The 25,773-nt window shown below is 55.1% G+C and carries 28 protein-coding genes; 20 read left to right on the plus strand and 8 right to left on the minus strand.

The features are described 5' to 3' along the window. Nucleotides 1-191: 191 nt before the first annotated feature. From OCH02_RS19795 to ugpQ, 6 genes are all read left to right on the plus strand, one after another. A complete protein-coding gene (locus tag OCH02_RS19795) occupies nt 192-1,379 on the plus strand; it encodes a PLP-dependent aminotransferase family protein (RefSeq protein ID WP_261432635.1) in 1,188 nt (395 codons plus the stop codon). A gap of 315 nt (nt 1,380-1,694) precedes the next feature. Then, nucleotides 1,695-3,014, plus strand: a complete 1,320-nt coding sequence (ugpB, locus tag OCH02_RS19800) for a sn-glycerol-3-phosphate ABC transporter substrate-binding protein UgpB (RefSeq protein ID WP_153858750.1) — start codon at nt 1,695-1,697, stop codon at nt 3,012-3,014. A 114-nt stretch (nt 3,015-3,128) separates the two neighbouring features. Continuing rightward, the gene (gene ugpA / locus OCH02_RS19805) at nt 3,129-4,016 is read left to right on the plus strand and encodes a sn-glycerol-3-phosphate ABC transporter permease UgpA (RefSeq protein WP_261432636.1); all 888 of its coding nucleotides are present in this window, start codon (nt 3,129-3,131) and stop codon (nt 4,014-4,016) included. Continuing rightward, nucleotides 4,013-4,858, plus strand: coding sequence for a sn-glycerol-3-phosphate ABC transporter permease UgpE (gene ugpE, locus OCH02_RS19810; protein ID WP_261432637.1), 846 nt, complete (start codon nt 4,013-4,015; stop codon nt 4,856-4,858). The genes ugpA and ugpE overlap by 4 nt, the downstream gene beginning before the upstream one ends. Before the next feature lie 16 nt (nt 4,859-4,874). After that, nucleotides 4,875-5,948 carry a sn-glycerol-3-phosphate import ATP-binding protein UgpC gene (locus OCH02_RS19815; protein ID WP_261432638.1) on the plus strand — a complete coding sequence of 358 codons (1,074 nt, stop codon included), beginning with the start codon at nt 4,875-4,877 and terminating at the stop codon, nt 5,946-5,948. After that, entirely contained in the window at nt 5,948-6,694 is a 747-nt protein-coding gene (gene ugpQ, locus OCH02_RS19820; RefSeq protein WP_017891305.1) for a glycerophosphodiester phosphodiesterase, read from the plus strand. The genes OCH02_RS19815 and ugpQ overlap by 1 nt, the downstream gene beginning before the upstream one ends. On the opposite strand, the gene OCH02_RS19825 is transcribed toward ugpQ, so the two are convergent. The 6 genes from OCH02_RS19825 to OCH02_RS19850 all read right to left on the minus strand — a co-directional run bounded on the left by OCH02_RS19825 (nt 6,691) and on the right by OCH02_RS19850 (nt 9,121). Further along, complete coding sequence (locus OCH02_RS19825) at nt 6,691-7,020, minus strand: hypothetical protein (RefSeq protein WP_261432639.1); 330 nt, start codon at nt 7,018-7,020, stop codon at nt 6,691-6,693. The genes ugpQ and OCH02_RS19825 overlap by 4 nt on opposite strands. 96 nt (nt 7,021-7,116) lie before the next feature. Next, entirely contained in the window at nt 7,117-7,593 is a 477-nt protein-coding gene (locus OCH02_RS19830) for a DUF943 family protein (RefSeq protein WP_261432640.1), read from the minus strand. Nucleotides 7,594-7,663: 70 nt separating this feature from the next. Further along, complete coding sequence (locus OCH02_RS19835) at nt 7,664-8,128, minus strand: DUF943 family protein (RefSeq protein ID WP_261432641.1); 465 nt, start codon at nt 8,126-8,128, stop codon at nt 7,664-7,666. Beyond that, complete coding sequence (locus OCH02_RS19840; protein WP_261432643.1) at nt 8,125-8,358, minus strand: DUF3289 family protein; 234 nt, start codon at nt 8,356-8,358, stop codon at nt 8,125-8,127. Before OCH02_RS19840 ends, OCH02_RS19835 begins: the two co-directional genes overlap by 4 nt. Nucleotides 8,359-8,520: 162 nt before the next feature. After that, the gene (locus OCH02_RS19845; RefSeq protein ID WP_261432645.1) at nt 8,521-8,985 is read right to left on the minus strand and encodes a DUF943 family protein; all 465 of its coding nucleotides are present in this window, start codon (nt 8,983-8,985) and stop codon (nt 8,521-8,523) included. Then, the gene (locus OCH02_RS19850) at nt 8,969-9,121 is read right to left on the minus strand and encodes a DUF3289 family protein (protein ID WP_261432647.1); all 153 of its coding nucleotides are present in this window, start codon (nt 9,119-9,121) and stop codon (nt 8,969-8,971) included. The genes OCH02_RS19845 and OCH02_RS19850 overlap by 17 nt, the downstream gene beginning before the upstream one ends. Before the next feature lie 312 nt (nt 9,122-9,433). Between OCH02_RS19850 and OCH02_RS19855 the strand changes: the two genes are divergently transcribed. Then, the gene (locus OCH02_RS19855; protein WP_153858753.1) at nt 9,434-10,297 is read left to right on the plus strand and encodes a carboxylate/amino acid/amine transporter; all 864 of its coding nucleotides are present in this window, start codon (nt 9,434-9,436) and stop codon (nt 10,295-10,297) included. A 33-nt stretch (nt 10,298-10,330) separates the two neighbouring features. Here the strand turns inward: OCH02_RS19855 and metR are convergent, their stop codons facing one another. Continuing rightward, the gene (gene metR / locus OCH02_RS19860) at nt 10,331-11,281 is read right to left on the minus strand and encodes an HTH-type transcriptional regulator MetR (RefSeq protein WP_261432648.1); all 951 of its coding nucleotides are present in this window, start codon (nt 11,279-11,281) and stop codon (nt 10,331-10,333) included. Nucleotides 11,282-11,386: 105 nt separating this feature from the next. Between metR and metE the strand changes: the two genes are divergently transcribed. After that, the gene (gene metE / locus OCH02_RS19865; RefSeq protein ID WP_261432649.1) at nt 11,387-13,663 is read left to right on the plus strand and encodes a 5-methyltetrahydropteroyltriglutamate--homocysteine S-methyltransferase; all 2,277 of its coding nucleotides are present in this window, start codon (nt 11,387-11,389) and stop codon (nt 13,661-13,663) included. Nucleotides 13,664-13,768: 105 nt separating this feature from the next. Here metE and OCH02_RS19870 read toward each other — a convergent pair whose 3' ends face one another. Further along, nucleotides 13,769-14,605: a dienelactone hydrolase family protein gene (locus tag OCH02_RS19870; RefSeq protein WP_261432650.1), complete on the minus strand. Its 837-nt coding sequence runs from the start codon at nt 14,603-14,605 to the stop codon at nt 13,769-13,771. 506 nt (nt 14,606-15,111) lie between these two features. Here OCH02_RS19870 and udp point away from each other — a divergent pair. The 12 genes from udp (at nt 15,112) to hemB (ending at nt 25,762) form a co-directional block, all read left to right on the plus strand. Further along, the gene (gene udp / locus OCH02_RS19875; protein ID WP_153858756.1) at nt 15,112-15,873 is read left to right on the plus strand and encodes a uridine phosphorylase; all 762 of its coding nucleotides are present in this window, start codon (nt 15,112-15,114) and stop codon (nt 15,871-15,873) included. 170 nt (nt 15,874-16,043) lie between these two features. After that, nucleotides 16,044-16,826 carry a tyrosine-protein phosphatase gene (locus tag OCH02_RS19880; RefSeq protein WP_261432651.1) on the plus strand — a complete coding sequence of 261 codons (783 nt, stop codon included), beginning with the start codon at nt 16,044-16,046 and terminating at the stop codon, nt 16,824-16,826. Nucleotides 16,827-16,913: 87 nt separating this feature from the next. Continuing rightward, complete coding sequence (locus tag OCH02_RS19885; protein WP_012004716.1) at nt 16,914-17,444, plus strand: DedA family protein; 531 nt, start codon at nt 16,914-16,916, stop codon at nt 17,442-17,444. Between the two features lie 140 nt (nt 17,445-17,584). Further along, on the plus strand, nt 17,585-19,132 hold the full coding sequence (gene rmuC, locus OCH02_RS19890; RefSeq protein ID WP_261432652.1) for a DNA recombination protein RmuC: 1,548 nt from the start codon (nt 17,585-17,587) through the stop codon (nt 19,130-19,132). 79 nt (nt 19,133-19,211) lie between these two features. Continuing rightward, nucleotides 19,212-19,967: a bifunctional demethylmenaquinone methyltransferase/2-methoxy-6-polyprenyl-1,4-benzoquinol methylase UbiE gene (gene ubiE, locus OCH02_RS19895; RefSeq protein ID WP_012004718.1), complete on the plus strand. Its 756-nt coding sequence runs from the start codon at nt 19,212-19,214 to the stop codon at nt 19,965-19,967. 13 nt (nt 19,968-19,980) lie between these two features. Next, on the plus strand, nt 19,981-20,589 hold the full coding sequence (locus OCH02_RS19900) for an SCP2 domain-containing protein (protein WP_261432653.1): 609 nt from the start codon (nt 19,981-19,983) through the stop codon (nt 20,587-20,589). After that, entirely contained in the window at nt 20,586-22,217 is a 1,632-nt protein-coding gene (gene ubiB, locus OCH02_RS19905; RefSeq protein ID WP_261432655.1) for a ubiquinone biosynthesis regulatory protein kinase UbiB, read from the plus strand. The genes OCH02_RS19900 and ubiB overlap by 4 nt, the downstream gene beginning before the upstream one ends. An 80-nt stretch (nt 22,218-22,297) precedes the next feature. Further along, on the plus strand, nt 22,298-22,561 hold the full coding sequence (gene tatA / locus OCH02_RS19910; protein WP_085116539.1) for a Sec-independent protein translocase subunit TatA: 264 nt from the start codon (nt 22,298-22,300) through the stop codon (nt 22,559-22,561). A gap of 3 nt (nt 22,562-22,564) precedes the next feature. After that, nucleotides 22,565-23,116 carry a Sec-independent protein translocase protein TatB gene (gene tatB, locus OCH02_RS19915; RefSeq protein WP_261432656.1) on the plus strand — a complete coding sequence of 184 codons (552 nt, stop codon included), beginning with the start codon at nt 22,565-22,567 and terminating at the stop codon, nt 23,114-23,116. Nucleotides 23,117-23,119: 3 nt separating this feature from the next. Beyond that, a complete protein-coding gene (gene tatC / locus OCH02_RS19920) occupies nt 23,120-23,890 on the plus strand; it encodes a Sec-independent protein translocase subunit TatC (protein WP_261432657.1) in 771 nt (256 codons plus the stop codon). Nucleotides 23,891-23,942: 52 nt separating this feature from the next. Further along, nucleotides 23,943-24,725: a 3'-5' ssDNA/RNA exonuclease TatD gene (gene tatD, locus OCH02_RS19925; protein ID WP_261432658.1), complete on the plus strand. Its 783-nt coding sequence runs from the start codon at nt 23,943-23,945 to the stop codon at nt 24,723-24,725. Nucleotides 24,726-24,739: 14 nt separating this feature from the next. After that, nucleotides 24,740-25,762, plus strand: a complete 1,023-nt coding sequence (gene hemB, locus OCH02_RS19930; RefSeq protein ID WP_261432659.1) for a porphobilinogen synthase — start codon at nt 24,740-24,742, stop codon at nt 25,760-25,762. Nucleotides 25,763-25,773: the final 11 nt, after the last annotated feature.

Here is a 25,773-nt window from a genome sequence, read left to right on the forward strand (position 1 = left end):
GTCGTCTTTCAAGCTACAGCGTTGTTAACTGCACTCGCTTACCCCAGTCACTTACTAAAGTAAGCTCCTGGAGGATAAGCGAGCTGGTCGCCTGGCTGTAACTGGAAATCCATAGGGTATTAGAGGGAATTTACCGATAAAGGTAACTCAGGCTGCACCTGCATTTTTAACGATTACGAGAAGAAGAAGAAATGAACACAGAAGGGTTACTCGCGCAGCGCATCGTAAAAGTAAAAAGCTCGGCAATTCGTGAATTGCTCAAGCACAGTAAGATGGAAAACGTCATTTCGCTGGCGGGCGGCATCCCCTCTGATGCCCTGTTTGATTTCGAGGGCCTGAGCATCGCCACTCATCAGGCGATCACCGAGCAGCCGAAAAGCGCTTTCCAGTATGGTTTGACCGAAGGCAGCCCGGTGCTGCGTGAACGCATCTGCGAGCTGTGTGCCGAGCGTGGCGTCACCGCCACCGCCGAAGAAGTGATGGTCACGGCCGGTTCCCAGCAAGCGCTGGATCTGGTGATGCGCGCCATCGTCAACCCGGGCGATGTGTTTGTGGTGGAGCGTCCGACCTATCTGGCGGCATTACAGACGCTGGAACTGGCGGAAGCCAACATCATGTCGGTGTCGTCCGACAGCGATGGCATGGTGGTCGAAGAGCTGGCCGAGTTGCTGAAAACCCAGCGCATCAAGGGTGTGTATGTGGTGCCGAACTTTGGCAACCCAAGCGGTATCACCCTGAGTGCGGCGCGCCGCGAACTGTTGGTAAAATTGGCGGCCGAGCACAATTTCCTGATCATCGAGGATGACCCGTACGGCGAACTGCGTTTTACCGAAGAGCGCAACGCCACGCTGCACCAGATTTCGCAGCAGGTACTGGGTCATACCGATAACATTATCTATACCTCGACCTTCTCCAAGATCCTGGCACCGGGCCTGCGTCTGGGCTGGGCAATTTTGCCGCCGTTCTTGCTGCATAAAGTGGCGATCATCAAGCAGGCGGCGGATCTGCACGCCAGCGCGCTGTCGCAAAGCATCGTCGAATGCTACCTGGGGCTGGATCGTCTGCCGGCGCAGATCGAAAAGATCCGCGCGGCCTACAAGCAAAAGGGCGAGATCCTGGCCGGACTGGTGGAACAAGAGCTGGGCGATCACATCAGCTTTGATATGCCGAAGGGCGGTATGTTTCTGTGGGCACGCTTCCGTCAGCCGTTTAACGCGACCGAATGGCTGAAAACCACCCTGCAGCAGGGCGTGGTGTTTGTGCCGGGAGAGTACTTCTTCTCAGACAACCCGGATCGTTCGACCTTCCGCCTGTCGTTCGCCACCGCGACCGAACAGCAAATGCAGGAAGCGGTCGCTCGACTGCGTCGTTCGCTGTAATCCCTGCGGCGGCGGGGCAGTTTTCCCTGCCGCCGACATCAAACCGCAATCTGCACTTCACTCTCCCGTCATATGGCTGTCATCTAACGTTTATGTTTCTGTCATCCGAGCATGGCATGTTATCCCCGTCATCTTTCAGGCCGCTGCGTTGTTGCCTGCCCTGATGTTTCCCTGTCACTTAGTTAACTAAGCTCCGAGGGATCCATCAGGTTGCCGCCTGGCCGCGACTTGAAAGCTATAGGGGAACACTTCCGAACAAGAATTGATTCTTTTCGCTCACGCGCTTATTACACCAGCTTTTTTCAGGAGTTAGGCATGCTCACCTACGCTATTCGCAAAACTACGCTGTGCGTCGCATTGACCCTGGCGGTCAGCACTCAGGCACTGGCGGCCACCGAGATCCCGTTCTGGCATTCAATGGAAGGTGAATTGGGTAAAGAGGTCGATTCCCTGGCGGATCGCTTTAACCAGTCGCACACCGACGTCAAAATTGTCCCGGTTTATAAAGGTAACTACGAACAGAGCCTGGCGGCGGGCATTGCGGCCTATCGCTCAGGCAAAGCGCCGGCAATTTTGCAGGTGTACGAGGTGGGCACGGCAACCATGATGGCCAGTAAGGCGATCAAGCCGGTGTATGAAGTGTTTAAAGATGCCGGTATCAACTTTGACGAGTCGGTGTTCGTGCCGACGGTATCCGGCTACTACACCGATAACAAGAGCGGGCACCTGCTGTCTCAGCCGTTCAACAGCTCCACGCCGGTGTTGTATTACAACAAGGACGCCTTCAAAAAAGCGGGCCTGAACCCGGATCAGCCACCAAAAACCTGGCAGGAACTGGCGGCGGATACCGCCAAGCTGCGTGCAGCCGGTATGAAGTGTGGCTACGCCAGCGGCTGGCAGGGCTGGATCCAGCTCGAGAACTTCAGCGCCTGGCATGGGGTGCCATTCGCCACAGAGAACAACGGTTTCGGCGGTACCAGCGCCAAGCTGGAATTCAACAAGCCGCTGCAGGTCAAGCACATCCAACTGCTGGAAGAGATGAACAAAAAGGGTGATTTCACCTATTTCGGCCGTAAAGACGAATCTACCGAGAAGTTCTACAGCGGTGACTGCGCCATTACTACTGCGTCATCCGGCTCTCTGGCGGATATCAAGCATTACGCCAAGTTCAACTACGGCGTGGGCATGATGCCTTACGATGCCGATGCCAAAAATGCACCGCAGAACGCCATCATTGGCGGTGCCAGCCTGTGGGTGATGAACGGCAAAGATGCTGCCACGTACAAAGGGGTCGCTGAGTTCCTGCAGTATCTGGCCCAGCCGGAAATCGCTGCCGAATGGCACCAGAAGACCGGTTATCTGCCGATCACCACCGCTGCCTACGATCTGACCAAGCAACAGGGCTTCTATGACAAGAACCCGGGTGCCGATGTGGCGACGCGTCAGATGCTGAACAAGCCACCGTTGCCGTTCACCAAGGGCCTGCGTCTGGGCAACATGCCGCAGATCCGTACCGTAGTGGATGAAGAATTGGAAGGCGTGTGGACCGGCAAGAAAACGCCACAGCAGGCGCTGGATGCCGCCGTGCAGCGTGGTGACGTACTGCTGCGCCGCTTCGAGTCCCAGACCAAGTAACGTCAACCGGAATTCCCTTCCGGTGAACGACACCGATTTCACCCCCTCTCCCCAGGGAGAGGGCCGGGGTGAGGGGCTCAGTTGGCCCTTCACTCACATTAACGGTTAACCCCTATGTCATCTTCCCGTCCCGGTTTCGGCTGTAGCTGGCTGCCCTATGCACTGGTGCTGCCGCAACTGTTGATCACCGCAATCTTCTTCCTGTGGCCCGCCGGCGAAGCGCTGTGGTATTCGGTGCAAAGCCTCGATCCATTCGGCCTGTCCAGCCAGTTTGTCGGCTTGGATAACTTTACTCAACTGTTCCAGGATCCTTACTATCTCGATTCGTTTTACACCACGTTGATTTTCAGCTTCCTGGTGGCGGGTATCGGGCTGGTAGTGTCGCTGTTCTTCGCTGCGCTGGTGGATTACGTGCTGCGCGGCAGCCGGATTTACCAGACGCTGATGATCTTGCCTTATGCGGTAGCTCCGGCAGTGGCGGCGGTGCTGTGGATCTTCCTGTTCAACCCCGGCCTGGGGCTGATTACTCATTTTCTTAACGGATTGGGCTACAACTGGAACCACGCGCAGAACAGTGGGCAAGCGATGTTCCTGGTGGTGCTGGCTTCGGTCTGGCAGCAAATCAGCTACAACTTCCTGTTTTTCCTGGCGGCGCTACAGTCCATTCCCCGCTCGCTGGTGGAAGCGGCAGCCATCGACGGTGCCGGTCCGGTGCGGCGTTTCTTCAATCTGGTGCTGCCATTGATCACGCCGGTGAGCTTCTTTCTGCTGGTGGTGAATCTGGTGTACGCCTTCTTCGACACCTTCCCGGTGATCGATGCCGCGACCGGCGGTGGGCCGGTGCAGTCCACGACTACGCTGATCTACAAGATCTATCGCGAAGGCTTTGCCGGTCTGGACTTGTCCAGCTCTGCGGCGCAGTCGGTGATCCTGATGCTGCTGGTAATTGGCCTGACGGTGATCCAGTTCCGTTTTGTCGAACGTAAGGTGCGTTACCAATGATTGAGAACCGACGCGGGCTGGATATCTTCAGCCACGTAATGCTGATTATCGGCGTGCTGGTGGTGCTGTTCCCGCTGTATGTGGCCTTTGTTGCCGCCACGCTGGACGACAAACAGGTATTCCAGGTGCCGATGACCCTGGTCCCGGGCGGCCACCTGTGGGAAAACATCAGCAATATCTGGCAGGGCGGAGTGGGCAACCTTAAGGTGCCGTTTTCGCTGCTGCTGCTCAACAGCGTGATCATGGCGCTGGCCATTACCTTCGGCAAAATCGTGGTATCGGTGCTGTCGGCCTATGCCATCGTTTATTTTCGTTTTCCGCTGCGCAGCCTGTTTTTCTGGCTGATTTTCATGACGCTGATGTTGCCGGTGGAAGTGCGTATTTTCCCTACGGTAGAGGTGATCTCCAACCTCAACCTGCTGGACAGCTACACCGGCCTGACGCTGCCGCTGATGGCCTCGGCAACCGCGACCTTCCTGCTGCGCCAGTTCTTTATGACCTTGCCGGACGAACTGCTGGAAGCCGCGCGTATTGATGGTGCCGGCCCGATGCGCTTCTTCTGGGACATCGTGTTGCCGCTGTCGAAGACCAACCTGGCGGCGCTGTTTGTCATCACCTTTATCTACGGCTGGAACCAGTACCTGTGGCCGATCCTGATTACCAGCGACGCCTCAATGGGTACCGCGGTGGCGGGCATCAAAAGCATGATCTCCACCTCCGGCGCGCCGACCCAGTGGAATCAGGTGATGGCGGCGATGATTCTGACTTTAATCCCGCCGCTGGCGGTGGTTCTTCTGATGCAGCGCTGGTTTGTACGCGGCCTGGTTGATAGCGAAAAGTAACGAGAGAAATTTTCACATGGCAGGTTTAAAACTACAGGCAGTCACCAAATCCTACGACGGTAAAACGCCGGTGATTAAGCAGATCGATCTCGACGTGGCGGACGGTGAGTTTATCGTGATGGTCGGCCCGTCCGGCTGCGGTAAATCAACGCTGCTGCGCATGGTCGCCGGGCTGGAACGTACCACCAGCGGCGATATTTATATCGACAGCCAGCGTGTGACCGATATGGAGCCGAAAGATCGCGGCATTGCGATGGTGTTCCAGAACTACGCGTTGTACCCGCACATGAGCGTGTATGACAACATGGCCTATGGCTTGAAAATTCGCGGCTTTGGCAAACAGCATATCCAGCAGCGGGTAGAAGAAGCGGCGCGCATTTTAGAACTGGAGCCACTGTTGCAGCGCAAGCCGCGTGAGCTTTCCGGCGGCCAGCGTCAGCGGGTGGCAATGGGGCGAGCTATCGTGCGTGAACCGGCGGTATTCCTGTTTGATGAACCGCTGTCCAACCTGGATGCCAAGCTGCGCGTGCAGATGCGACTGGAATTACAACAACTGCATCGCCGGCTGAAAACCACCAGCCTGTACGTCACGCACGACCAGGTAGAGGCGATGACGCTGGCGCAGCGGGTGATCGTGATGAACAAGGGCGTGGCGGAGCAGATTGGCACCCCGAGTGAGGTCTATCAGCGCCCGGCGTCGCTGTTTGTCGCCAGCTTTATTGGCTCACCGGCGATGAACCTGTTGCCGGGCACCCTGAGCGCCGACGGCAGCCAACTGCAGCTGGCGGACGGTATGACCTTGAGTTTACCGCAGGCGAAGGCGCACTGGGGCGGACGCCGGTTGACGCTGGGTATTCGTCCCGAGCATATTCAACTGCTCCCCGATGAGCAGGGGGGCGTGCCGCTGGTGCTGCAAACGCTGGAGCTGCTGGGCGCGGATAATCTGGCGCACGGGCAGTGGGGCGGCCACGGGGTCATTGCACGGCTTTCGCATGAAGCTATGCCGACGCCAGGCAGCACGCTATATTTACAACTGCCTGCACAGGCGCTGCACTTTTTTGATACCGATAGCGGATTACGGATGGAATGATGACCACAGCCTGGCCTTACCCTCATATTGTTGCCCACCGCGGCGGCGGCTCTCTGGCACCGGAAAACACCCTGGCGGCGATCGACGTTGGCGCCCGTCACGGCCACAAAATGATTGAGTTCGACGCCAAGCTGGCGCAGGACGGGCAGATTTTTCTGCTGCATGACGATACTCTGGATCGCACCAGCAACGGCTGGGGCGTGGCGGGCGAATTGCCGTGGGACAAGCTGGTGCAACTGGATGCCGGCAACTGGTATAACTCCGCCTACAAAGGCGAACGCTTACCCTTGCTGGCGGAGGTCGCGGAACGCTGCCTGCAGCACGGCATGATGGCGAACATTGAAATCAAGCCCACCACCGGCAGCGATGATGAAACCGGCCGGGTCGTGGCGCTGGCGGCGCGCCTGCTGTGGCAGGGGCAGACCGATCCGCTGCTGTCTTCGTTCTCGGTTGAAGCGCTCGCAGCGGCACAGCGCACCGTGCCTGAATTACCGCGCGGCCTGTTGCTGGATCAGTGGGATGACAACTGGCCGGCGCTGACCGAACGCCTGGGTTGCGTGTCTTTGCACATCAACCATAAAGAACTGACCGCCGAACGGGTGGCAGCGCTGAAAGCGGCGGGATTGCGCATTCTGGTTTATACCGTCAACCAGCCGGCGCGGGCGCGCTTGTTGTTGAACTGGGGCGTTGACTGCATTTGCACCGACCGAATAGATTTGATTGGCCCCGATTTCCCCAATGGCTAACCTCGGTTGACCGGCGTCGGCAGCGGCGCCTGAGGTACCGCAGGCGTGGTGCGATCGAACGGATTGCGCGGTTGATTGCCATTTGGCAGCAGTTGCCCGCCGTTCGGAGCAGTTCGCTGCAGTTGCTGCTGGTTGTTGTCGAACAGCCGCTGTTGCTGCAGGCGGCGCTGATCCAACTGTTGGTTATTCAGCATGCGCTGCTGTTGCGCTTGCTGATTGCGTTGGTTGAGAAACTGCTGTTGCGAGCTGAGTTCGGTAACCCCATTGGCTGCACTGGCCAATCCGGACAGCAGCAACAGGCCGTAGAGCAGGTGATAAGTCTTCATGATGTTTACCTCGCTTTTTTGCAAACGGTATCTACCATAAAGAATAGACTCTTGTCTCGAGTAGTTGTAGCAAGCTCTGAGGGAAATAAGTGTAAATTACTTATCCTCGAATTTACTTTCGTATTCAACTACTTCACCATTTTTTTGTAGTAGGTATGTACCATTATATACTGTGAGATATACCCTGTTCTCACTGTCATTATTAACAGAAAAAACAGCATCTTTTTCGATACAATTTATCTTTGTTTTCATATCGTCAAAGCAAAGTCTGTCATGCTTATCTTCTGCTTTATACCCATCACCGAATAACCAGAACGTAATGTTAAAATTACCATAGGATGCTGGTTTTGGAATGCCATATTTTTTCTTTAACATATCTTTATTTTTCAGCCACCAAGCTATTTTTCCTTTGTCAGTAATAGGGAAGTTTTTCACTAAAACAGCACTGAAATTCCCATCATCATGAATGGCAACGATTTCCACTGGACGCAACGACAACCAGAAGAAATAAATAAGCAGAACACAGCCAGCTAATGATAGTGCACGAAGCGTTTTCTTGTTTTTTGTTTTCACTAGAACCTTCGGTAATCTTTACTGTGATTTCTGTATTGCTCTCGCAGGATTAACCACTGGGAAAACTATTTTAGTTATATTTGTTTTTCACTATCTTACCGTTTTCCTGTAGTCGATATATCCCGCTATCCAGGCGGAAAGACAATTCCGTGTTTTTACTGTATCTCACCATAATAAGAGCGTTTTTATCAATGCAATTAATTTCTGTTTTCATATCATAAAAACAGAGCCTGTCATGTTTTCCCTCTTGTTTGTATCCATCGCCAAAATCCCAAAATATTACAGAAAAAAAACCATCTTTTGCAGGTTTAGGAATATTGTATTTGTCTTTTAACAGGGATTTGTTTTCCATCCACCAGTTTATTCTCTCTTTCTCAGTAAAAGGGAAGTTTTTTACCAGTACATCACTGTAATTATTTCTCTGATGAACAGCGATAATTTCCACTGGACGAAGCGACAACCAGAGGATGTAGCAGAGAGCAACACAAACCACCAGTGTTAGTATGCAGAAAGGTTTCTTAATTTTTTCTTTCATTTTTTATTATTGATATTATTAGCATGGTCGTAGCTATAAGCCATAGGCTTGCTGGGCTGAGCGATTTTCGTTAGTGAATAAGGATAAACCTGGGTTGATACATCGGTCAGATGAAAATGCGTTTTTAACTGTGTTTCGGATAAATCACCAAAGCGCATATCGCTTGCGCCACAATCATCCATTTGCCTTTGGGTTTTGAATATCGTACAGGGGAACTCTAGTGCTGACATAGTGATACATTCCTTGTGTCGCCATCCATGTTGTTCTTTGCAGGGGATGCTATGGTATAACGGACAGTATTGCACAGCGCTCCTCCATAATTCCCGCCTTGGCTTCCATGCTAATCATGTTAAGTAATTATTCCTGGAGCTAGCAGCATGCGATTAGCGATCTTACCAATCCTCAATTTTAACTACCTCTCCATCTTTTTTTAACATGTATCGTCCGTTATCCACTGTGAAGAATGCATTTTTATCTCGGTCGTTACTGACAATAAGGATCGCATCCTTTTCAATACAGTTAACTTTAGTTTTCATACTGTCAAAGCATAGCCTGTCGTACTTGTCTTTTTCTTTATAACCATCGCCAAAATTCCAAAACGTTATGGAAAAATGACCCGATGATGAGGGTTTAGGTATGAAATAATGGTCTTTTAAAAAATCCCTGTTTTCCACCCACCAACTTATTTTACCTTTATCCGTAAAAGGAAAGTTTTTTACCAAAACATCACTAAAATTTTTGTCATCATAAACAGCAATAATCTCTACCGGACGAAGAGCCAGCCAGAGAGGAGAACTCAATGATACGCCCACCGCCAGTAACAGCGCCCCGAGGATCCTTTTATTTTTTGCTTGCACTGTGTCCCCCGGTGATCTCTACTGTGGCTTCCATATCGGTCATAAAGGGCTTAAAACCAAACTGATCGCTTGCGCCACAATCATCCATTTGCCTTTGGGTTTTGAATATCGTGCAGGGGAACTCTAGTGCTGACATAGTGATACATTCCTTGTGTCGCTATCCATGTTGCTCTTTGCAGGGAATGCTATGGCATTACGGGGAGTGTTGCATAGCGCTCTTGCCTAAATTCGGATTTTTGGCCATTTAGGGGTTATCAGCCCATTGGTTTTTCCGTCTTATATCCCTATCCACATTCACTGGGTCAAGGTTTGTGGCAGATTTGTTATCCCACCGACAGAAAGTTTGCCGACAGTTTGTATTTTGCGCAGATGTAAACCGCCTTTTCGTCACCCCTTCTCCCACCTTCCGTTACAATCGCCCTTTCTGACTTGTTAGGGTGAACCCATCGTGCTGCTTCTGGTGATTACTACCATTTTGTGGGCGTTCTCTTTTAGCCTGATTGGCGAATATCTGGCGGGCCAGGTCGACAGCTGGTTCTCGGTGCTGATGCGCATTGGCCTGGCGGCATTGGTGTTCCTGCCTTTTCTGCGCTGGCGCAATATCAGACTGAAAGTGATCCTGATGTACATGTTGGTGGGGGCGTGCCAGCTCGGCATCATGTACCTGTTCAGCTTCCGTGCTTACATGTACCTGACGGTGCCGGAATTCCTGCTGTTTACCGTGCTGACGCCGCTGTACGTCACGCTGATTTATGACCTGATCAGCGGGCAGCGCTTGCGCTGGAGCTACGTATTCAGTGCTTTGCTGGCCGTTTTGGGGGCAGCGATCATCCGTTACCACCAGCTTAGCGAGCATTTCTGGTTGGGGCTGCTGCTGGTGCAGGCGGCGAATATCAGCTTCGCGATTGGCATGGTCGGTTACAAGCGTTTGATGGAAGTGCATCCGTTGCCACAGCACACCGCGTTTTCCTGGTTCTATCTGGGCGCGTTGGTGGTGGCGGTGGTGGCCTGGTGCCTGTGGGGCAACCCGCAACAGTTGCCGACCACCAATCTGCAATGGGGCATTCTGGTGTGGTTGGGCGTGGTAGCTTCCGGACTGGGATATTTCATGTGGAACTACGGTGCCACGCAGGTGGACGCCGGTACGCTGGGCATCATGAATAACATGCATGTGCCTGCCGGGCTGCTGGTGAATCTGGCTATCTGGCAGCAACAGCCGCACTGGCCAAGTTTTATTATTGGTGGGGCGGTGATTGTTGCTTCGCTGTGGGTGCATCGCCGCTGGGTGGCACCCAAAATAATCAGTAAATAAACCGGGCTGCCCAAGCGCAGGCAGCCCTGGTCGTCAGGGTTGTGAGGCCAGCGGTTTGACGCCGGCAACGACGGCGCTTGGGCGGGCGGCGTCACGGACGAACGGCAGATGATTGCAGGCGTGCTGGCGTGCCGAACGGATAAAGGCTTCGGTTACCGCTTGGCGCTGCTCACCATCGCGAACTGCGGCATAAAGACGGCTCCACAGGCCATCGCCCAGGGTTTTGGTCACCACCAACCCCTGGCGCTCAAAACTCTCCACCACCCAATGCGGTAACGCCGCAATCCCCATCCGCGCCGACACCATCTGGATCAGCAGCAGGGTGTTATCGACGTTTTTCAGCGCCGGGCTGATGCCCGCCGGCTGCAGGAAATGACGCCAGATATCCAGCCGTTGACGCTGTACCGGATAAATCATCAGGGTTTCATCGATCAAATCTTCAGGTTCAATGTGCAGCTTGTTGGCCAACGGGTGATCCGGCGCCAACACCAGCCGCACTTCAAAATCAAACATCGGTGAATAATGCAGACCGCTGCGCGGCAGAATATCGGACGTCAGCACCAGATCCAGCTCGCCTTGCTGTAAGGCCGGTTGCGGATCAAAGGTGACGCCGGACTTAAAGTCCATCACCACCTGTGGCCAACTCTGTCGGAAGTTATCCAGCGCCGGTGTCAGCCACTGAATACAGCTGTGACACTCAATGGCGATACGTAGCGTGGCCTGATGCGGTTCGTGGCACGTCTGCAATGCCTGCTGAATTTGTGGTAGAACCTGCTCTGCCAGCTGTAACAGGATCTCTCCCTGCGCGGTAAAGCGCAGCGGTTGGCTTTTACGAACGAACAGCTTGAAGCCCAGGCGTTGCTCCAGATCGCTGAACTGATGCGAAAGAGCAGACTGCGTCTGATGGAGTTGGGCAGCCGCGGCCGCCAGCGAACCGGTATTGCGCAGAGCCTGCAGCGTCCGTAAGTGTTTCAGTTCGATCATGAGAGTCCTTCACAGTGACAGTGAATAAATTGCGCTTGTGGTTAATACAGTACCTGCGGATTATGGATGTGTAAACATCTGGACGGCTAAATGGGGAATATGACGATGGCAATTCTAAATCACACACTGGGTTTTCCTCGCGTTGGGCTACGACGTGAACTGAAAAAAGCTCAGGAAAGCTACTGGGCAGGTGACTCGACGCAGGAAGAACTGTTGGCCGTTGGCCGCGAGCTGCGCGCTCGCCATTGGCAACAGCAACAACAGGCCGGGGTGGATTTGGTGCCGGTCGGCGATTTCGCCTGGTACGATCATGTCTTGACCACCAGTCTGCTGCTCGGCAACGTGCCGGCGCGTCATCAAAATGCGGACGGCACAATCGATCTCGATACGTTGTTCCGTCTGGGCCGTGGCCGCGCGCCGACCGGTGAACCGGCGGCAGCGGCGGAAATGACCAAATGGTTTAACACCAACTATCACTACATGGTGCCCGAATTCCATAAGGGCCAGCAGTTCAAACTGGGCTGGACCCAATTGCTGGACGAAGTTGACGAAGCGCTGGCGCTGGGCCACAAAATCAAGCCTGTGCTGCTGGGGCCGGTCACATACCTGTGGCTGGGTAAAGTGAAGGGTGAGCCGTTTGACCGCCTGTCGCTGCTCAACGATATCCTGCCGGTTTATCAGCAGGTGCTGGCCGAGCTGGCGAAACGCGGCGTTGAATGGGTGCAGATCGACGAGCCTGCGCTGGTGCTGGAATTGCCGCAGGCGTGGCTGAACGCCTTTAAACCGGCTTATGACGCACTGCAGGGCCAGGTAAAACTGCTGCTGACCACCTATTTTGACAGCGTTGGCCACAACCTTGACACCCTCCGTGAGTTGCCGGTGCAGGGGCTGCACGTTGACCTGGTTGGCGGTCACGACGATATCCCGGTATTGAATAAGGCGCTGCCGAAAGAGTGGCTGCTGTCACTGGGGGTAATCAACGGTCGCAACGTCTGGCGCGCCGATCTGAGCAGCTGGTTTGAGCGTTTGCAGCCATTGGTGGGCAGCCGCCCGCTGTGGATCGGGACTTCCTGTTCCCTGCTGCACAGCCCGATCGATCTGAGCGTGGAAACCCGCCTGGACGAAGAAGTGAAGAGTTGGTTCGCCTTCGCCCAGCAAAAATGTGGCGAACTGGCGTTGCTGAGCGCGGCGTTGAACGCACCGGGCGCAGCAAAACAGGCTGAACTGGACGCTTACAGCGCGCCCATCCGTGCCCGTCGTCAGTCCAGCCGTGTGCATAATGCCCAGGTCGGCCAACGCCTGGCGGCTATTACCGCGCAGGACAGCGAACGTCAGCGCCCTTACGCCGAGCGTGCTCAGGCACAGCGTGAACGCTTTAACCTGCCGGCCTGGCCGACCACTACCATCGGTTCATTCCCGCAAACCACCGAAATTCGCGGCCTGCGTCTGGATTTCAAACAGGGGCGTTTGGACGGCAACAACTACCGCACCAGCATTAGCGAGCACATCAAACAGGCGATCGTTGAGCAAGAACGCCTGGGCCTGGACGTATTGGTTCACGGCGAAGCCGAGCGTAACGACATGGTCGAATACTTTGGTGAGAACCTCGACGGCTTCGTCTTTACCCAAAACGGCTGGGTACAGAGCTACGGTTCCCGCTGCGTAAAACCACCGGTGATCATTGGTGATATCAGCCGACCGGAAGCCATCACCGTAGAGTGGGCGAAGTATGCTCAGTCGCTGACCGACAAGCCGGTGAAGGGCATGTTGACCGGTCCGGTGACCATTCTTTGCTGGTCATTCCCGCGTGAAGATGTGACTCGTGAAGTGATTGCCAAGCAGATTGCCCTGGCGCTGCGTGACGAAGTGGAAGATCTGGAAAAAGCCGGCATTGGCATCATCCAGATTGACGAACCGGCACTGCGTGAAGGTCTGCCGCTGCGTCAATCCGACTGGGCTGCCTACCTGAATTGGGCGGTGGACGCGTTCAAATTGAATGCCGCCGTGGCGCAGGATGATACTCAGATCCACACCCACATGTGTTACTGCGAGTTCAACGACATCATGGATTCGATAGCCGCGCTGGATGCTGACGTGATCACCATCGAAACCTCGCGTTCCGATATGGATTTGCTGGAAGCCTTTAAAGAGTTTGAATACCCGAACGAAATCGGTCCGGGCGTGTATGACATTCACTCGCCAAACGTGCCAAGCGTGGAATGGATCGAAGCGCTGTTGCGTAAAGCCGCGCAGAACATTCCGGCAGAACGCCTGTGGGTTAATCCGGATTGCGGCCTGAAAACCCGCGGCTGGCCGGAAACCCGCCAGTCGCTGGCCAACATGGTGCTGGCGGCACAGCGCCTGCGCGAGCAGCAGGCCTGATTGCCACCCTTGGGCAATGATACTTTGATGTGATTATTCTGGGCGCTTCGGCGCCCTTTTTTATGCCGCAAGCGGCTGCCTGGTCAGGCAGCCGTGAGGTGAGGCTTATTTCACGCCCGGTACGCCATGTTGGGCGAACCATGCCAGCATACGTTGCCAACCGTCGGCGGCCGCTTCAGCATCATAGCTTGGCCGGTAGTCGGCATTGAAGGCATGGCCGGCGTCGGGATAGACCACGATCTCGGCATCGGCGTTGGCTGCCCGCAGTGCCTGACGCATGCTTTCCACCGTCTCCTGCGGGATGCTGGTGTCCTGCCCGCCATATAATCCCAGCACCGGCGCAGAGAGTTGGGTCGCGACATCGATCGGATGTTTTGGCGAGTTCAGCGTTTTTTCGCCCACCAGTTTACCGTACCAGGCGACGGCCGCTTTCAACTGCGGATTATGTGCCGCATACAGCCAGCTAATACGCCCGCCCCAGCAGAAACCGGTAATCGCCAGCTTGCCGGCATCACCGCCGTGGCGTGTGGCCCAATGGGCGGCATGATCCAGATCCGCTAGCACCTGACGATCCGGCACCTTGAGCACCAGCTTTTGGAACAGCTCGCCGATGTCGGTGTAATCCCGGGCATCTCCCTGGCGGAAATACAGCTCCGGTGCTATCGCCAGATAGCCCTGTTTGGCCAGGCGACGGCACACATCCTGAATGTGCTCGTGTACGCCAAAAATCTCTTGTACCACCAGCACCACCGGGAAGGGGCCGCTGCTATCGGCAGGTTTGGCGATATAGGCCGGCAGATTGTCACCCTGCGAGGGAATGGTGGTTTCCCCGGCATGAATGCCTTGTTCGTCGGTGAGAATGGTTGAAGCAGCCAAGGGTGTAACGGCCGGGGTGAATCCCCCCTGGGCCTGTTTTAATGTCATCACTTGATCGGTTTTCATTGCGGTCTCCGTGCAATCGAGAAAAGCGCTGAGATTAACTATAGGAAAGATTACCCGTTATTGGCACCGGGTGGGGCATTTTCGGCCAAGTCTGTAAAAAACGAATAATTATCTGGCCTTAGCGCATTTTTGTTGCCTTTTTATCATGCTATTACGCATGTTGACCTGCATTAATACCATAAGGTGCGTTAGCTCCCTTTATTGTGGCTAAGTCACCGATAAAATAAGGTTATTTTCTGTGGGGGTGTCAATAATTTCATCAGGAAATCAGCTCTGCGCTCAGGAGACAGGGTGAAAAACGGCGGTGCATTTTGTCGACTAGACTTGGGGCATTTGAGACGACCATTCCGGCTTCTGGTTTGTTTTTGTGACTTTAATCACAAAAGTTATGTAGATTGCATTCTGTTTCTTTATTCAAAGTGATGGTTGTCACGAAATTGAATGGCAATTTTCAGTAGAGTACTTTTTTGTTCCTCCCAATAAACATGATCCATGAGGAGTCTCGCATGTCCCAATCTGACGTTTTTCATCTCGGCCTCACTAAAAACGATTTACAAGGGGCCCAGCTTGCCATCGTTCCTGGCGATCCACAGCGCGTAGAGAAAATTGCCAAGCTGATGGAAAATCCGGTGCATCTGGCTTCCCATCGTGAATTTACCTCCTGGCGCGCAGAGCTGGACGGCAAGGCGGTGATCGTCTGCTCTACCGGCATTGGTGGCCCGTCTACCTCTATCGCCGTTGAAGAACTGGCGCAATTGGGGATCCGTACCTTCCTGCGTATCGGCACCACCGGTGCGATCCAGTCGAACATCAATGTCGGCGATGTCCTGGTCACCACCGCGGCGGTTCGCCTTGATGGCGCCAGCCTGCATTTCGCTCCAATGGAATTCCCGGCCGTGGCCGACTTTGCTTGTACCACGGCACTGGTCGAAGCCGCCAAGGCTGCCGGCGCCACCACGCACATTGGCGTGACCGCCTCTTCCGATACCTTCTACCCTGGCCAGGAACGTTACGATACCTTCTCCGGCCGCGTCGTCAGCCGCTTTAAAGGCTCGATGGAAGAATGGCAGTCGATGGGCGTGATGAACTATGAAATGGAATCCGCTACCTTGCTGACCATGTGTGCCAGCCAGGGCCTGCGTGCCGGTATGGTTGCCGGTGTGATTGTTAACCGTACCCAGCAGGAAATCCCGAACGCAGAAACCATGAAAAACACCGAAAGCAAAGCGGTGCAGATCGTGGTTGATGCGGCGCGCCGCCTGCTGTAATCATCTCGCAGTTCGACGGGTCGCCGACGCGGCCCGTTTCTCCATTCAGCCGTAATCTGTTACGGTTAACCTCATCAGTGCCATCTTTCTGGCCGCCTCTTTACCCGTTGAGTCCGGTTTTTCCGCTGCTCTCAGGTTGCGTTTTTCAGACAATAACCACGAGGACGTCTATGACCGCCCAGATCTTGCTTCATCCTTCATTGGCGCCGCTTGATGGCGGCATTAACTTTCGCGATCTTGGCGGCAACAGCGTCGCCGACGGCCGCCGTATCAAGCGTGGATTGTTGTTCCGCTCAGGTTCACTGGAGCGTCTGACCGAGGACGACTGCACCTTCCTGGCCGGTGTGCCGGTGCGTTCGGTGCTGGATTACCGGGATGCCGATGAAGTGCAGGCCAAGCCAGACATCCTGTGGCGCGGTGCCGATTACCATCATTTCCCGGCCAACCCGTTGAGCAATGAAGTGAATGCCAATCTGGAAAAGTTGACCAGCGATACATTGGCCGGTTTCGACGCGCAGGCCTTTATGCTGGAACTGTACCGTCGGTTGCCTTTCGGTAATGCGGCGTATAACCAGTTGGCCCAATTGCTGAGCAATGTCGGGAACGGGGCTATCGTTCAGCACTGCGCGGTAGGTAAAGACCGCACCGGGATAGGATCGGCGCTGGTGCTGTTTGCTTTGGGAGCGGATGAGGCGACGGTAGTGGAAGATTACCTGCTGACCGAAACCACACTGGCGACCTTCCGCGAGCAAATGCTGGATCAATTGTCGATTCGCCTGAGTGCTTCGGCGCTGGCGCAATTTGCCTACGTGCTCAGCGCCCGTGAAGAATTCCTGATGACCGCCCTGAGCTGCATCCGTGACCAATATGGTTCAACCGATCGCTGGCTGGAGGCCGAGTACGGCCTGGGACAAAATCAGCGTGAAGCGCTGCAGGCGTTCTACCTCGAGTAAACTGCACGGGTGTTTAGCCGGGGTTTAATCGGCTCCGGCCGGCATTGCGTATTCTTGGGGCCATAAATCCCGCATCAGGAGCCCATATTGAGCCTCAATGACATTATCCACTGGGTCAGCGACACCGTGCGGCAGCATGAAGCCTGGGCCATCCCGATTATTTTCTTCCTGGCGTTCGGTGAATCGCTGGCATTTCTGTCGCTGCTGTTGCCGGCCACGGTGATTCTGCTGGCGCTGGGAGCCTTGATAGGCGAAAGCGGCATTGCATTCTGGCCTATCTGGGCCGCCGCCGCCGCCGGGGCCTTTTTCGGCGACTGGCTCTCTTACTGGATTGGCTATCACTATCAAGACCGGGTGGCGCATATGTGGCCCCTTTCTCGCAATCCACAGTTACTCACGCGTGGCCATGCGTTTTTTGAACGCTGGGGCGTACTGGGCATTTTCATCGGTCGTTTCTTCGGCCCGTTGCGTGCCGTCGTGCCGTTGGTCGGTGGCATTTGCGGCATGCCCCAGCGTTATTTCCAGGTGGCGAATATCACTTCGGCGATGATCTGGGCGTTCGGCATTCTCGCGCCGGGGGCGTTTGGCATCAAGTGGTTAAGCCAGTGGTTTGGCTAGTTTTGGTCTGACTTGCGTAGCGTTTCGCAATTTTGCGCCGTTGGGGCAAAAACAGACTGGACATCCATACAGCATCCCCTTAACGTGACGGGCAACAGGCGCATAAAACGCCGGAACGGTCAGGTGTAACAGGAGGCAGGGTGGATACCAGTTTGGTTTACGGTATGGGCGGGGTGGCAATTGGCCTGCTGTTGGGGTGGCTGATTGCCAGTTTGCGTGTGCAGCAGACGCAGGCACAGCATGAAACCGAGCTACGGCTGCTGGAGCAATCGCTGCAACAGGCGCAGCAGGAAACCACAGCCCGGCAAGAAACGCTGCAGCGTAATGAACAACAAATGCGGCAGACCGACCTGGAGCTGCGCAATTTGCACAGCCAACTGGCCGCCGGGCACGAAAAACTTCAACAGCTCAATCACTGGCGCAGCGAATGCGAGTTGCTGAATCAGGAACTGCGTGCCCAGCGTGAGGTTAACAGCGCTCAGGAGGCCGAGCTGCGTGAGGTGACTATCCGCCTGGAAGAAACCCGTATGGCGGCAGAAGAGAAACAGCGTCTGCTGATCAACAGCGAACAGCGTCTCACCACCCAATTTGAAAATTTGGCCAATCGCATTTTTGAACACAGCGGGCGCAAGGTTGACGAGCAGAATAAGCAAAGCCTGGACCGCCTGTTGCTGCCGCTGCGTGAACAACTCGATGGTTTCCGCCGCCAGGTGCAGGACAGTTTTGGCCAGGAAGCGCGTGAACGTCATACGCTGACCCACGAAATACGTAACCTGCAGCAGCTCAACGCACAAATGGCACGCGAGGCGATTAACCTCACCAAGGCCCTGAAGGGAGATAATAAAACTCAGGGTAACTGGGGTGAGGTGGTGTTAAGTCGGGTACTGGAAGCCTCCGGCCTGCGTGAAGGACACGAATACGAAACCCAGGTGAATGTGCGGCTGGATCATCAGAGCCGTATGCAGCCCGACGTCATCGTTCGTTTACCGCAGGGTAAGGACGTGGTCATCGACGCGAAAATGTCGCTGGTGGCCTACGAACGTTACTTCAACAGTGAAGATGACGTGGAGCGCGAGGCGGCGCTGAGTGAGCATATCGGCTCGCTGCGTGGCCATATCCGCCTGTTGGGACGTAAGGATTACCAGCAGTTGCCCGGCCTGCGTTCGCTGGACTACGTACTGATGTTTATCCCGGTCGAGCCGGCTTTCCTGCTGGCCATCGACCGTGAGCCGGAGCTTATCAGCGAAGCGCTCAAACACAACATCATGCTGGTCAGTCCGACCACCTTGCTGGTGGCGTTGCGCACCATTACCAACCTTTGGCGCTATGAGCATCAGAGCCAGAATGCCCAACGCATTGCCGACAGAGCGGCGCGGTTGTATGACAAAATGCGGCTGTTTGTTGACGATATGTCGGCGCTGGGGCAGAGCCTGGACAAGGCCCAGGGGAGTTATCGCCAGGCGATGAATAAACTGAGCGAAGGCCGTGGTAATCTTATCGGCCAGACCGAGGGGTTCCGCGCGTTGGGGGTTGAGGTGAAAAGACCGATTAACCCACTGCTGGCTCAGCAGGCCAGCGCGCAGCATGATGAAGAATTCGAGACGGCAGGGGACGATGGAGTTGACGCGTTGCCCGGGGCGGAAGACGACGACTCCGCAGAGGAACCCCGCTCCGCATCGCAGGCATGACAGCCGCTGCGAGGTGGGGTATTGCACAGGGTTCTGGTACACTCATCCACACTAAATTGACTGAATAGCAGGCAGGACAATGGCAGATCAACCGCAGGAAACTACCGACTTCGGTTTTCGCACCGTAGCTAGAGACGAGAAGCAGGCCATGGTGGCAGACGTTTTTCATTCGGTAGCTGCAAAGTATGACGTGATGAACGACCTGATGTCGTTTGGTATCCACCGTATCTGGAAGCGTTTTACCATTGACTGCAGCGGCGTTCGCCGTGGGCAGCGGGTGTTGGATCTGGCCGGTGGTACCGGTGACCTGGCCGCCAAGTTCTCCCGCATGGTCGGTGAGCAGGGGCAGGTGGTACTGGCGGACATTAACGATTCCATGCTGAAGATGGGGCGCGAGAAGCTGCGTGACCGCGGCATTATCGGCAACGTCAACTATGTGCAGGCCAATGCCGAAGCGCTGCCGTTCCCGGATAACTATTTTGACTGCATTACCATTTCATTTGGCCTGCGCAACGTGACCGACAAAGACAAAGCGCTGCGTTCCATGTTCCGCGTGCTTAAGCCGGGCGGCCGTTTGCTGGTGCTGGAGTTCTCCAAACCGCTGCTGGCACCGTTAAGTAAAGCCTATGACGCCTACTCGTTCCACGTGCTGCCGAAAATCGGCGAGCTGGTGGTGAAGGATCCGGAAAGTTACCGCTATTTGGCCGAGTCGATCCGCATGCATCCCGATCAAGAAACCCTGAAAGGTATGATGGGAGCTGCCGGCTTTGACAACGTGACCTATTTTAACCTGACCGGCGGCATTGTGGCCCTGCATCGCGGCTTCAAGTTCTGATATGGACATGCCGATGCTGTTAACCCCGTTGTTGACCGGCGTGCTGGAAACATCGCTCAATAGCCTGCTGTTCCGCGATCGCAGTATGAAAGCCGCCCGTCTGCGCCTGGCAGGTAAGGTCTTGCGTATTGAATTGCAGGAGCTTGCCTCACCGCTGGTACTGATCTTCAGTGAGCAACGTGTCGATGTGCTTGGCCAGTCTGAAGATACCGCCGACTGCACGGTGCGCAGCCGCATCTCGGTGTTGCTGAAGCTGCGGGATCGCCAGCAACTTTCGCCATTGATGCGCAGTGGTGAACTGATAGTCGAAGGTGATATTCAGGTGGTTCAACAACTGGTTGGGCTGCTCGATCTGGCAGAGTGGGATCCGGCTGAATGGTTGGCCCCCTACATCGGCGATATTGCCGCGCAGGGTATTACGCAGGCGCTCGGTAAGGGCGCGAACCTGTTGAAGACAGGCTTCCAGCGCCAACAACATTATGTAGCGGAAACGCTGACGGAAGAGTGGCGCATGGCGCCAGGTCCACTGGAAGTTGTGTGGTTCAACGAGGAAGTTGATGCCACCGTTCGCAACCTCGAAGCGCTGATTGCTCGCATGGACAAGTTGGAGGGTAAACGATGACCCCTGGCGAACTACGCCGCCTGTATTTGATCGTCCGCGTTTTTCTCAGCTATGGCCTGGATGAACTGATCCCCCAGATGCGCTTGACGTTGCCGCTGCGTGTGGGGCGCCGTCTGCTGTTCTGGATGCCAAACCGCCATGCAGATAAACCTCTGGGTGAACGTCTGCGTTTGGCCTTGCAGGAACTGGGGCCGGTATGGATTAAGTTTGGCCAGATGATGTCCACTCGCCGCGACCTGTTCCCACCGCAGATCGCCGATCAACTGACTCTGTTGCAGGACCGGGTTGCCCCCTTCGATGGTGCTCTGGCGCGCAAGCATATTGAGTTGGCGATGGGCGGCCCGCTGGAAACCTGGTTTGATGATTTTGACCAGCAGGCGCTGGCTTCGGCATCGATAGCTCAGGTGCATACCGCACGGCTAAAGACGACCGGGCAGGAAGTGGTTCTGAAGGTGATTCGGCCCGATATCCGGCCGATCATCAAGGCTGACGTCCGCCTGATGTATCGTTTGGCGGCCTGGGTGCCAAAGCTGATGCCGGATGGTCGCCGTCTGCGTCCGCGTGAAGTGGTACGCGAATATGAAAAGACCTTGCTGGACGAGTTGAATCTGCTGCGTGAAGCGGCCAACGCCATCCAGCTGCGCCGCAATTTCGACGGTAGCCCGATGCTGTATGTGCCGGAGGTTTATTCCGATTACTGCCGCGAAAGCGTGTTGGTCATGGAGCGCATCTACGGAATTCCGGTTTCGGATATTCCAACGCTGGAAAAGCAGGGCACCAACATGAAACTGTTGGCCGAACGCGGGGTTCAGGTGTTCTTTACCCAGGTCTTCCGCGACAGTTTCTTCCATGCGGACATGCATCCCGGTAATATTTTTGTCAGCTATGAGCATCCTGAAGATCCCTGCTATATCGGCATTGACTGCGGTATTGTCGGCTCGTTGAACAAAGACGATAAACGCTATCTGGCGGAAAACTTTATTGCCTTCTTCAATCGTGACTATCGCAAGGTCGCAGAGCTGCATGTTGATTCTGGCTGGGTACCGCGCGACACCAACGTGGAGGATTTCGAGTTCGCTATTCGCACGGTGTGTGAGCCCATCTTCGAAAAACCACTGTCGGAAATTTCGTTCGGCAACGTGCTGTTGAACCTGTTCAATACCGCACGCCGTTTCAATATGGAAGTGCAGCCCCAACTGGTGTTATTGCAGAAGACCTTGCTGTATGTTGAAGGTCTGGGCCGGCAGCTCTATCCACAGCTGGATTTGTGGACCACTGCGAAGCCGTTCCTGGAAAGTTGGATGCGCGATCAGGTCGGTATACCGGCAGTGATCCGCGCACTGAAAGAAAAAGCGCCGTTTTGGGCCGAGAAACTGCCCGAACTGCCTGAATTATTTTACGATAGCCTGCAGCAGCATAAACTGTTGCAACAAAGCGTTGATAAGCTGACGCATCAGATGCAGGCCCAGCGTGTTCGCCAGGGGCAATCGCGTTATTTGTTCGGCGTTGGCGCTACACTGTTAGTAAGCGGTACGATTTTGCTATTGGGGGATGTTGAAGTGTTCCCTGCGTGGCTGATAGCGGCCGGTATCGTATCCTGGGTGATTGGCTGGAAGCGAACCACCTGAATTGATTCGAAACTCTGGTAAAATCTGCCGTATAATGCGACGGATTTTGAAAAAACCCTGTAAAAATAGAGGTAATTGCAATGGGCGGTATTAGTATTACGCAATTGTTGATCATCGCAGTGATCGTGGTGCTGCTGTTCGGTACCAAAAAGCTCCGTACGCTGGGCTCTGATCTCGGTGCATCAATTAAAGGTTTCAAAAAGGCGATCGGCGATGAAAATACGCCGCCGACCAACACGGCTGAGAAAAGCAGCCTGGATGACGCTGACTTCACGGCCAAGCCTATTACCGATAAGCAGCCGGAAGTGAAAACGGAAGAGTCGAAGAACAAAGAGCAGGTATAAACCGTGTTTGACATTGGGTTTAGTGAACTGTTGCTGGTTCTGGTTATCGGCCTGGTGGTACTCGGGCCGGAACGGTTGCCGGTTGCGGTAAGAACAGTTTCGGGCTGGATCCGCGCGCTGCGATCGCTTGCGGCTTCGGTGCAGAACGAACTTTCTCAGGAACTGAAGCTGCAGGAACTGCAGGACAGCCTGAAAAAGGTAGAGAAGGCGGGCATGCAGAATTTGTCGCCGGAGCTGAAGGCGTCAATGGATGAGCTGAAAGACGCAGCGGAATCGCTGAAACGTTCTTATCAGGGCGGCAATGACAATAAAACCGAACCTGCGCACACCATCCATAACCCTCTGGTCACCGATCCTGAAGCCATTCATGACGGCGTGACGCCGGCAGAGGCTGCTGCCGTGGCATCGTCCCCGGCTGCCGTGCCGGTAACGCCGCCGGTTGCACAACCCGTGGTCGAGCCGGTGAAACAACCGGTCGCGTCGGCCGTTCAGGCAACCCCAGAACCTGTTGTGGATAAAACCCCAGCGTCTCACCAACCTAGTGGCGATCGTTAAAACATGGCTGTTGAAGATACCCAACCCCTTATCAGTCATCTGATAGAACTGCGTAAGCGGTTGTTAAACTCGATTATCAGCATACTGGGAGTCTTCCTGGTGCTGGTTTTTTTCGCCAATGACATTTATCAACTGGTGTCTGCGCCGCTGATCAAGCAGTTGCCCGCCGGGGCCAGCATGATCGCCACCGACGTGGCTTCACCGTTCTTTACCCCGATCAAGCTGACCATGATCGTCTCGGTGTTTGTGTCTGCACCGGTGATCCTGTATCAGGTGTGGTCCTTTATCGCACCGGCGTTATACAAGCATGAACGCCGCCTGATGATGCCTTTGCTGGTTTCCAGCAGCCTGCTGTTTTATCTCGGCATGGCGTTTGCCTACTTTATCGTGTTCCCGCTGGCGTTCGGCTTTTTTGCCAAGACCGCGCCGGTCGGAGTGATGATTGCGACCGACATCAATAACTACCTCGATTTCGTCATGGCGCTGTTTATGGCGTTCGGCGTGGCGTTTGAGGTACCGGTTGCCATTATTCTGCTGTGCTGGAGTGGCGTCACTTCACCGGAAGACCTGAAAAAGAAGCGGCCTTACGTTCTGGTCGGCGCTTTCGTGGTCGGCATGCTGTTGACCCCGCCGGATGTGTTCTCTCAGACGCTGTTAGCGATCCCGATGTACCTGTTGTTTGAAGTGGGCGTGTTCTTTGCCCGTTTCTACACGGGTAAGCGTCGTGCACAACCTGAAGAAGAAGACGAGGGTGATGAACCCCCGGCACCTTAAAAATTAGTTAGTCTCAAGCCGCCCGATGGGCGGCTTTTACTTTGGAAACATCATGTTTGATATCGGCGTCAATCTCACCAGCTCACAGTTTGCCAAAGACCGTCCGGCGGTGGTGGAACGCGCCCGCACTGCAGGGGTTACAGGGCTGCTGATTACCGGTACCGATCTGCAGGAAAGCCTGGCTGCCAGTGAACTGGCGCAACAGCATGCTGGTTTTTGTTGGTCCACTGTCGGCGTACATCCGCACCATGCCAGCAGTTGGGACCATCGGGCCGCCGACCAAATCCGCGAGTTAGCCTCTTTGCCGCAGGTCGCGGCTATTGGCGAATGCGGGCTGGATTTTAACCGTAACTTTTCTGCACCAGAGCAGCAGGAGGCGGCATTCAGCGCGCAGTTGGCGTTGGCAGCAGAACTGGCGATGCCGGTTTTTCTACATTGCCGTGATGCACACGCACGATTTGTCGCGCTGTTGACACCCTGGTTGGATAAACTGCCCGCGGCTGTGGTGCACTGTTTTACCGGCACCGCCGAAGAATTGGAAAGCTGTCTGTCGTTAGGCCTGTCGGTGGGTATTACCGGTTGGGTCTGCGATGAGCGGCGTGGCCTGGAATTGCGTGCGTTGCTGCCGCAGATCCCGGCGGACCGTCTGTTGCTTGAAACCGACGCCCCCTATCTGTTGCCCCGGGATTTACATCCGAAACCTGCATCTCGCCGCAACGAACCCTGTTTTTTGCCTCATATCGTCCGGCAGGTGGCCGCCTGGCGGCAAGAAGATCCCGAATGGCTGGGACAAAAAATCGATGAGAACGCCCGCCGGCTATTCCGGCTGGAATGAGTTAGGAGAAAACTATGAGCTATGCATTTCCGGGCACCTTCCCAGGTCGCCGTATGCGCCGTGTGCGCCGTCATGATTTCAGTCGTCGCCTGGTGGCGGAGAATCAACTGACGGTTAACGACCTGATCTACCCGGTATTTGTCATGGAAGGCAGTAACCGCCAGGAAGCCGTGGCATCCATGCCTGGCGTATCGCGTATGAGCATTGACCTGCTGATTAAAGAAGCGGAAGCCATTGCCAAGCTGGGCGTGCCGGTGATCTCCCTGTTCCCGGTCATTGAGCCGGGCCTCAAGTCACTGCACGCAGAAGAGGCTTATAACCCGGACGGCCTGGTGCAACGTACGGTGCGTGCGTTGAAAGACGCGGTGCCAGAGCTGGGTATTTTGACTGATGTGGCGCTCGATCCTTACACCACCCATGGTCAGGACGGCATCATTGACGAGCAAGGTTATGTTATTAACGACATCACCAAAGAGATTTTGGTGCGTCAGGCTCTGTCACATGCTGAAGCCGGTGCGGAAATCGTGGCGCCAAGCGACATGATGGATGGCCGTATCGGTGCGATCCGCGATCAACTGGAACATCAGGGCCTGATTAACACTCAGATCATGGCTTACTCTGCCAAATATGCGTCTTGCTACTATGGTCCATTCCGTGATGCGCTCGGTTCCAGCGGCAATCTGAAAGGCGGCAACAAGAAAACCTACCAGATGGACCCTGCCAACAGCGACGAAGCACTGCAGGAAATTGCACAAGATCTGCAGGAAGGCGCAGATATGGTAATGGTGAAGCCGGGCATGCCGTATCTGGACGTGGTTCGCCGGGTGAAAGACACCTTCGGTGTGCCGACCTTTGCCTATCAGGTGTCTGGTGAATATGCGATGCACATGGCGGCAATTCAAAACGGTTGGTTGCAGGAACAACCGGCGGTGATGGAGTCGTTGATGTGCTTCAAGCGAGCCGGTGCCGATGGCGTGCTGACCTATTTTGCCAAGCGGGTAGCTCAGTGGATGCATGACGACGCGATGCAGCGCTAAGGCGCGAATAT

This window comes from Serratia quinivorans, assembly GCF_946227985.1.
Classification (GTDB): Bacteria; Pseudomonadota; Gammaproteobacteria; order Enterobacterales; family Enterobacteriaceae; genus Serratia; species Serratia quinivorans_A.

Coding starts and splice junctions, on each gene's coding strand:
- OCH02_RS19900 (WP_261432653.1), top strand. CDS start 19,981: ATGCTGTTAACCCCGTTGTTGACCGGCGTGCTGGAAACATCGCTCAAT.
- udp (WP_153858756.1), top strand. CDS start 15,112: ATGTCCCAATCTGACGTTTTTCATCTCGGCCTCACTAAAAACGATTTA.
- tatA (WP_085116539.1), top strand. CDS start 22,298: ATGGGCGGTATTAGTATTACGCAATTGTTGATCATCGCAGTGATCGTG.
- ugpE (WP_261432637.1), top strand. CDS start 4,013: ATGATTGAGAACCGACGCGGGCTGGATATCTTCAGCCACGTAATGCTG.
- OCH02_RS19795 (WP_261432635.1), top strand. CDS start 192: ATGAACACAGAAGGGTTACTCGCGCAGCGCATCGTAAAAGTAAAAAGC.
- OCH02_RS19880 (WP_261432651.1), top strand. CDS start 16,044: ATGACCGCCCAGATCTTGCTTCATCCTTCATTGGCGCCGCTTGATGGC.
- OCH02_RS19840 (WP_261432643.1), bottom strand. CDS start 8,358: ATGTCAGCACTAGAGTTCCCCTGTACGATATTCAAAACCCAAAGGCAA.
- metR (WP_261432648.1), bottom strand. CDS start 11,281: ATGATCGAACTGAAACACTTACGGACGCTGCAGGCTCTGCGCAATACC.
- ugpA (WP_261432636.1), top strand. CDS start 3,129: ATGTCATCTTCCCGTCCCGGTTTCGGCTGTAGCTGGCTGCCCTATGCA.
- ugpB (WP_153858750.1), top strand. CDS start 1,695: ATGCTCACCTACGCTATTCGCAAAACTACGCTGTGCGTCGCATTGACC.
- ubiB (WP_261432655.1), top strand. CDS start 20,586: ATGACCCCTGGCGAACTACGCCGCCTGTATTTGATCGTCCGCGTTTTT.
- OCH02_RS19835 (WP_261432641.1), bottom strand. CDS start 8,128: ATGAAAGAAAAAATTAAGAAACCTTTCTGCATACTAACACTGGTGGTT.
- tatD (WP_261432658.1), top strand. CDS start 23,943: ATGTTTGATATCGGCGTCAATCTCACCAGCTCACAGTTTGCCAAAGAC.
- metE (WP_261432649.1), top strand. CDS start 11,387: ATGGCAATTCTAAATCACACACTGGGTTTTCCTCGCGTTGGGCTACGA.
- ubiE (WP_012004718.1), top strand. CDS start 19,212: ATGGCAGATCAACCGCAGGAAACTACCGACTTCGGTTTTCGCACCGTA.
- OCH02_RS19870 (WP_261432650.1), bottom strand. CDS start 14,605: ATGAAAACCGATCAAGTGATGACATTAAAACAGGCCCAGGGGGGATTC.
- hemB (WP_261432659.1), top strand. CDS start 24,740: ATGAGCTATGCATTTCCGGGCACCTTCCCAGGTCGCCGTATGCGCCGT.
- OCH02_RS19815 (WP_261432638.1), top strand. CDS start 4,875: ATGGCAGGTTTAAAACTACAGGCAGTCACCAAATCCTACGACGGTAAA.
- ugpQ (WP_017891305.1), top strand. CDS start 5,948: ATGACCACAGCCTGGCCTTACCCTCATATTGTTGCCCACCGCGGCGGC.
- OCH02_RS19825 (WP_261432639.1), bottom strand. CDS start 7,020: ATGAAGACTTATCACCTGCTCTACGGCCTGTTGCTGCTGTCCGGATTG.
- OCH02_RS19850 (WP_261432647.1), bottom strand. CDS start 9,121: ATGTCAGCACTAGAGTTCCCCTGCACGATATTCAAAACCCAAAGGCAA.
- tatC (WP_261432657.1), top strand. CDS start 23,120: ATGGCTGTTGAAGATACCCAACCCCTTATCAGTCATCTGATAGAACTG.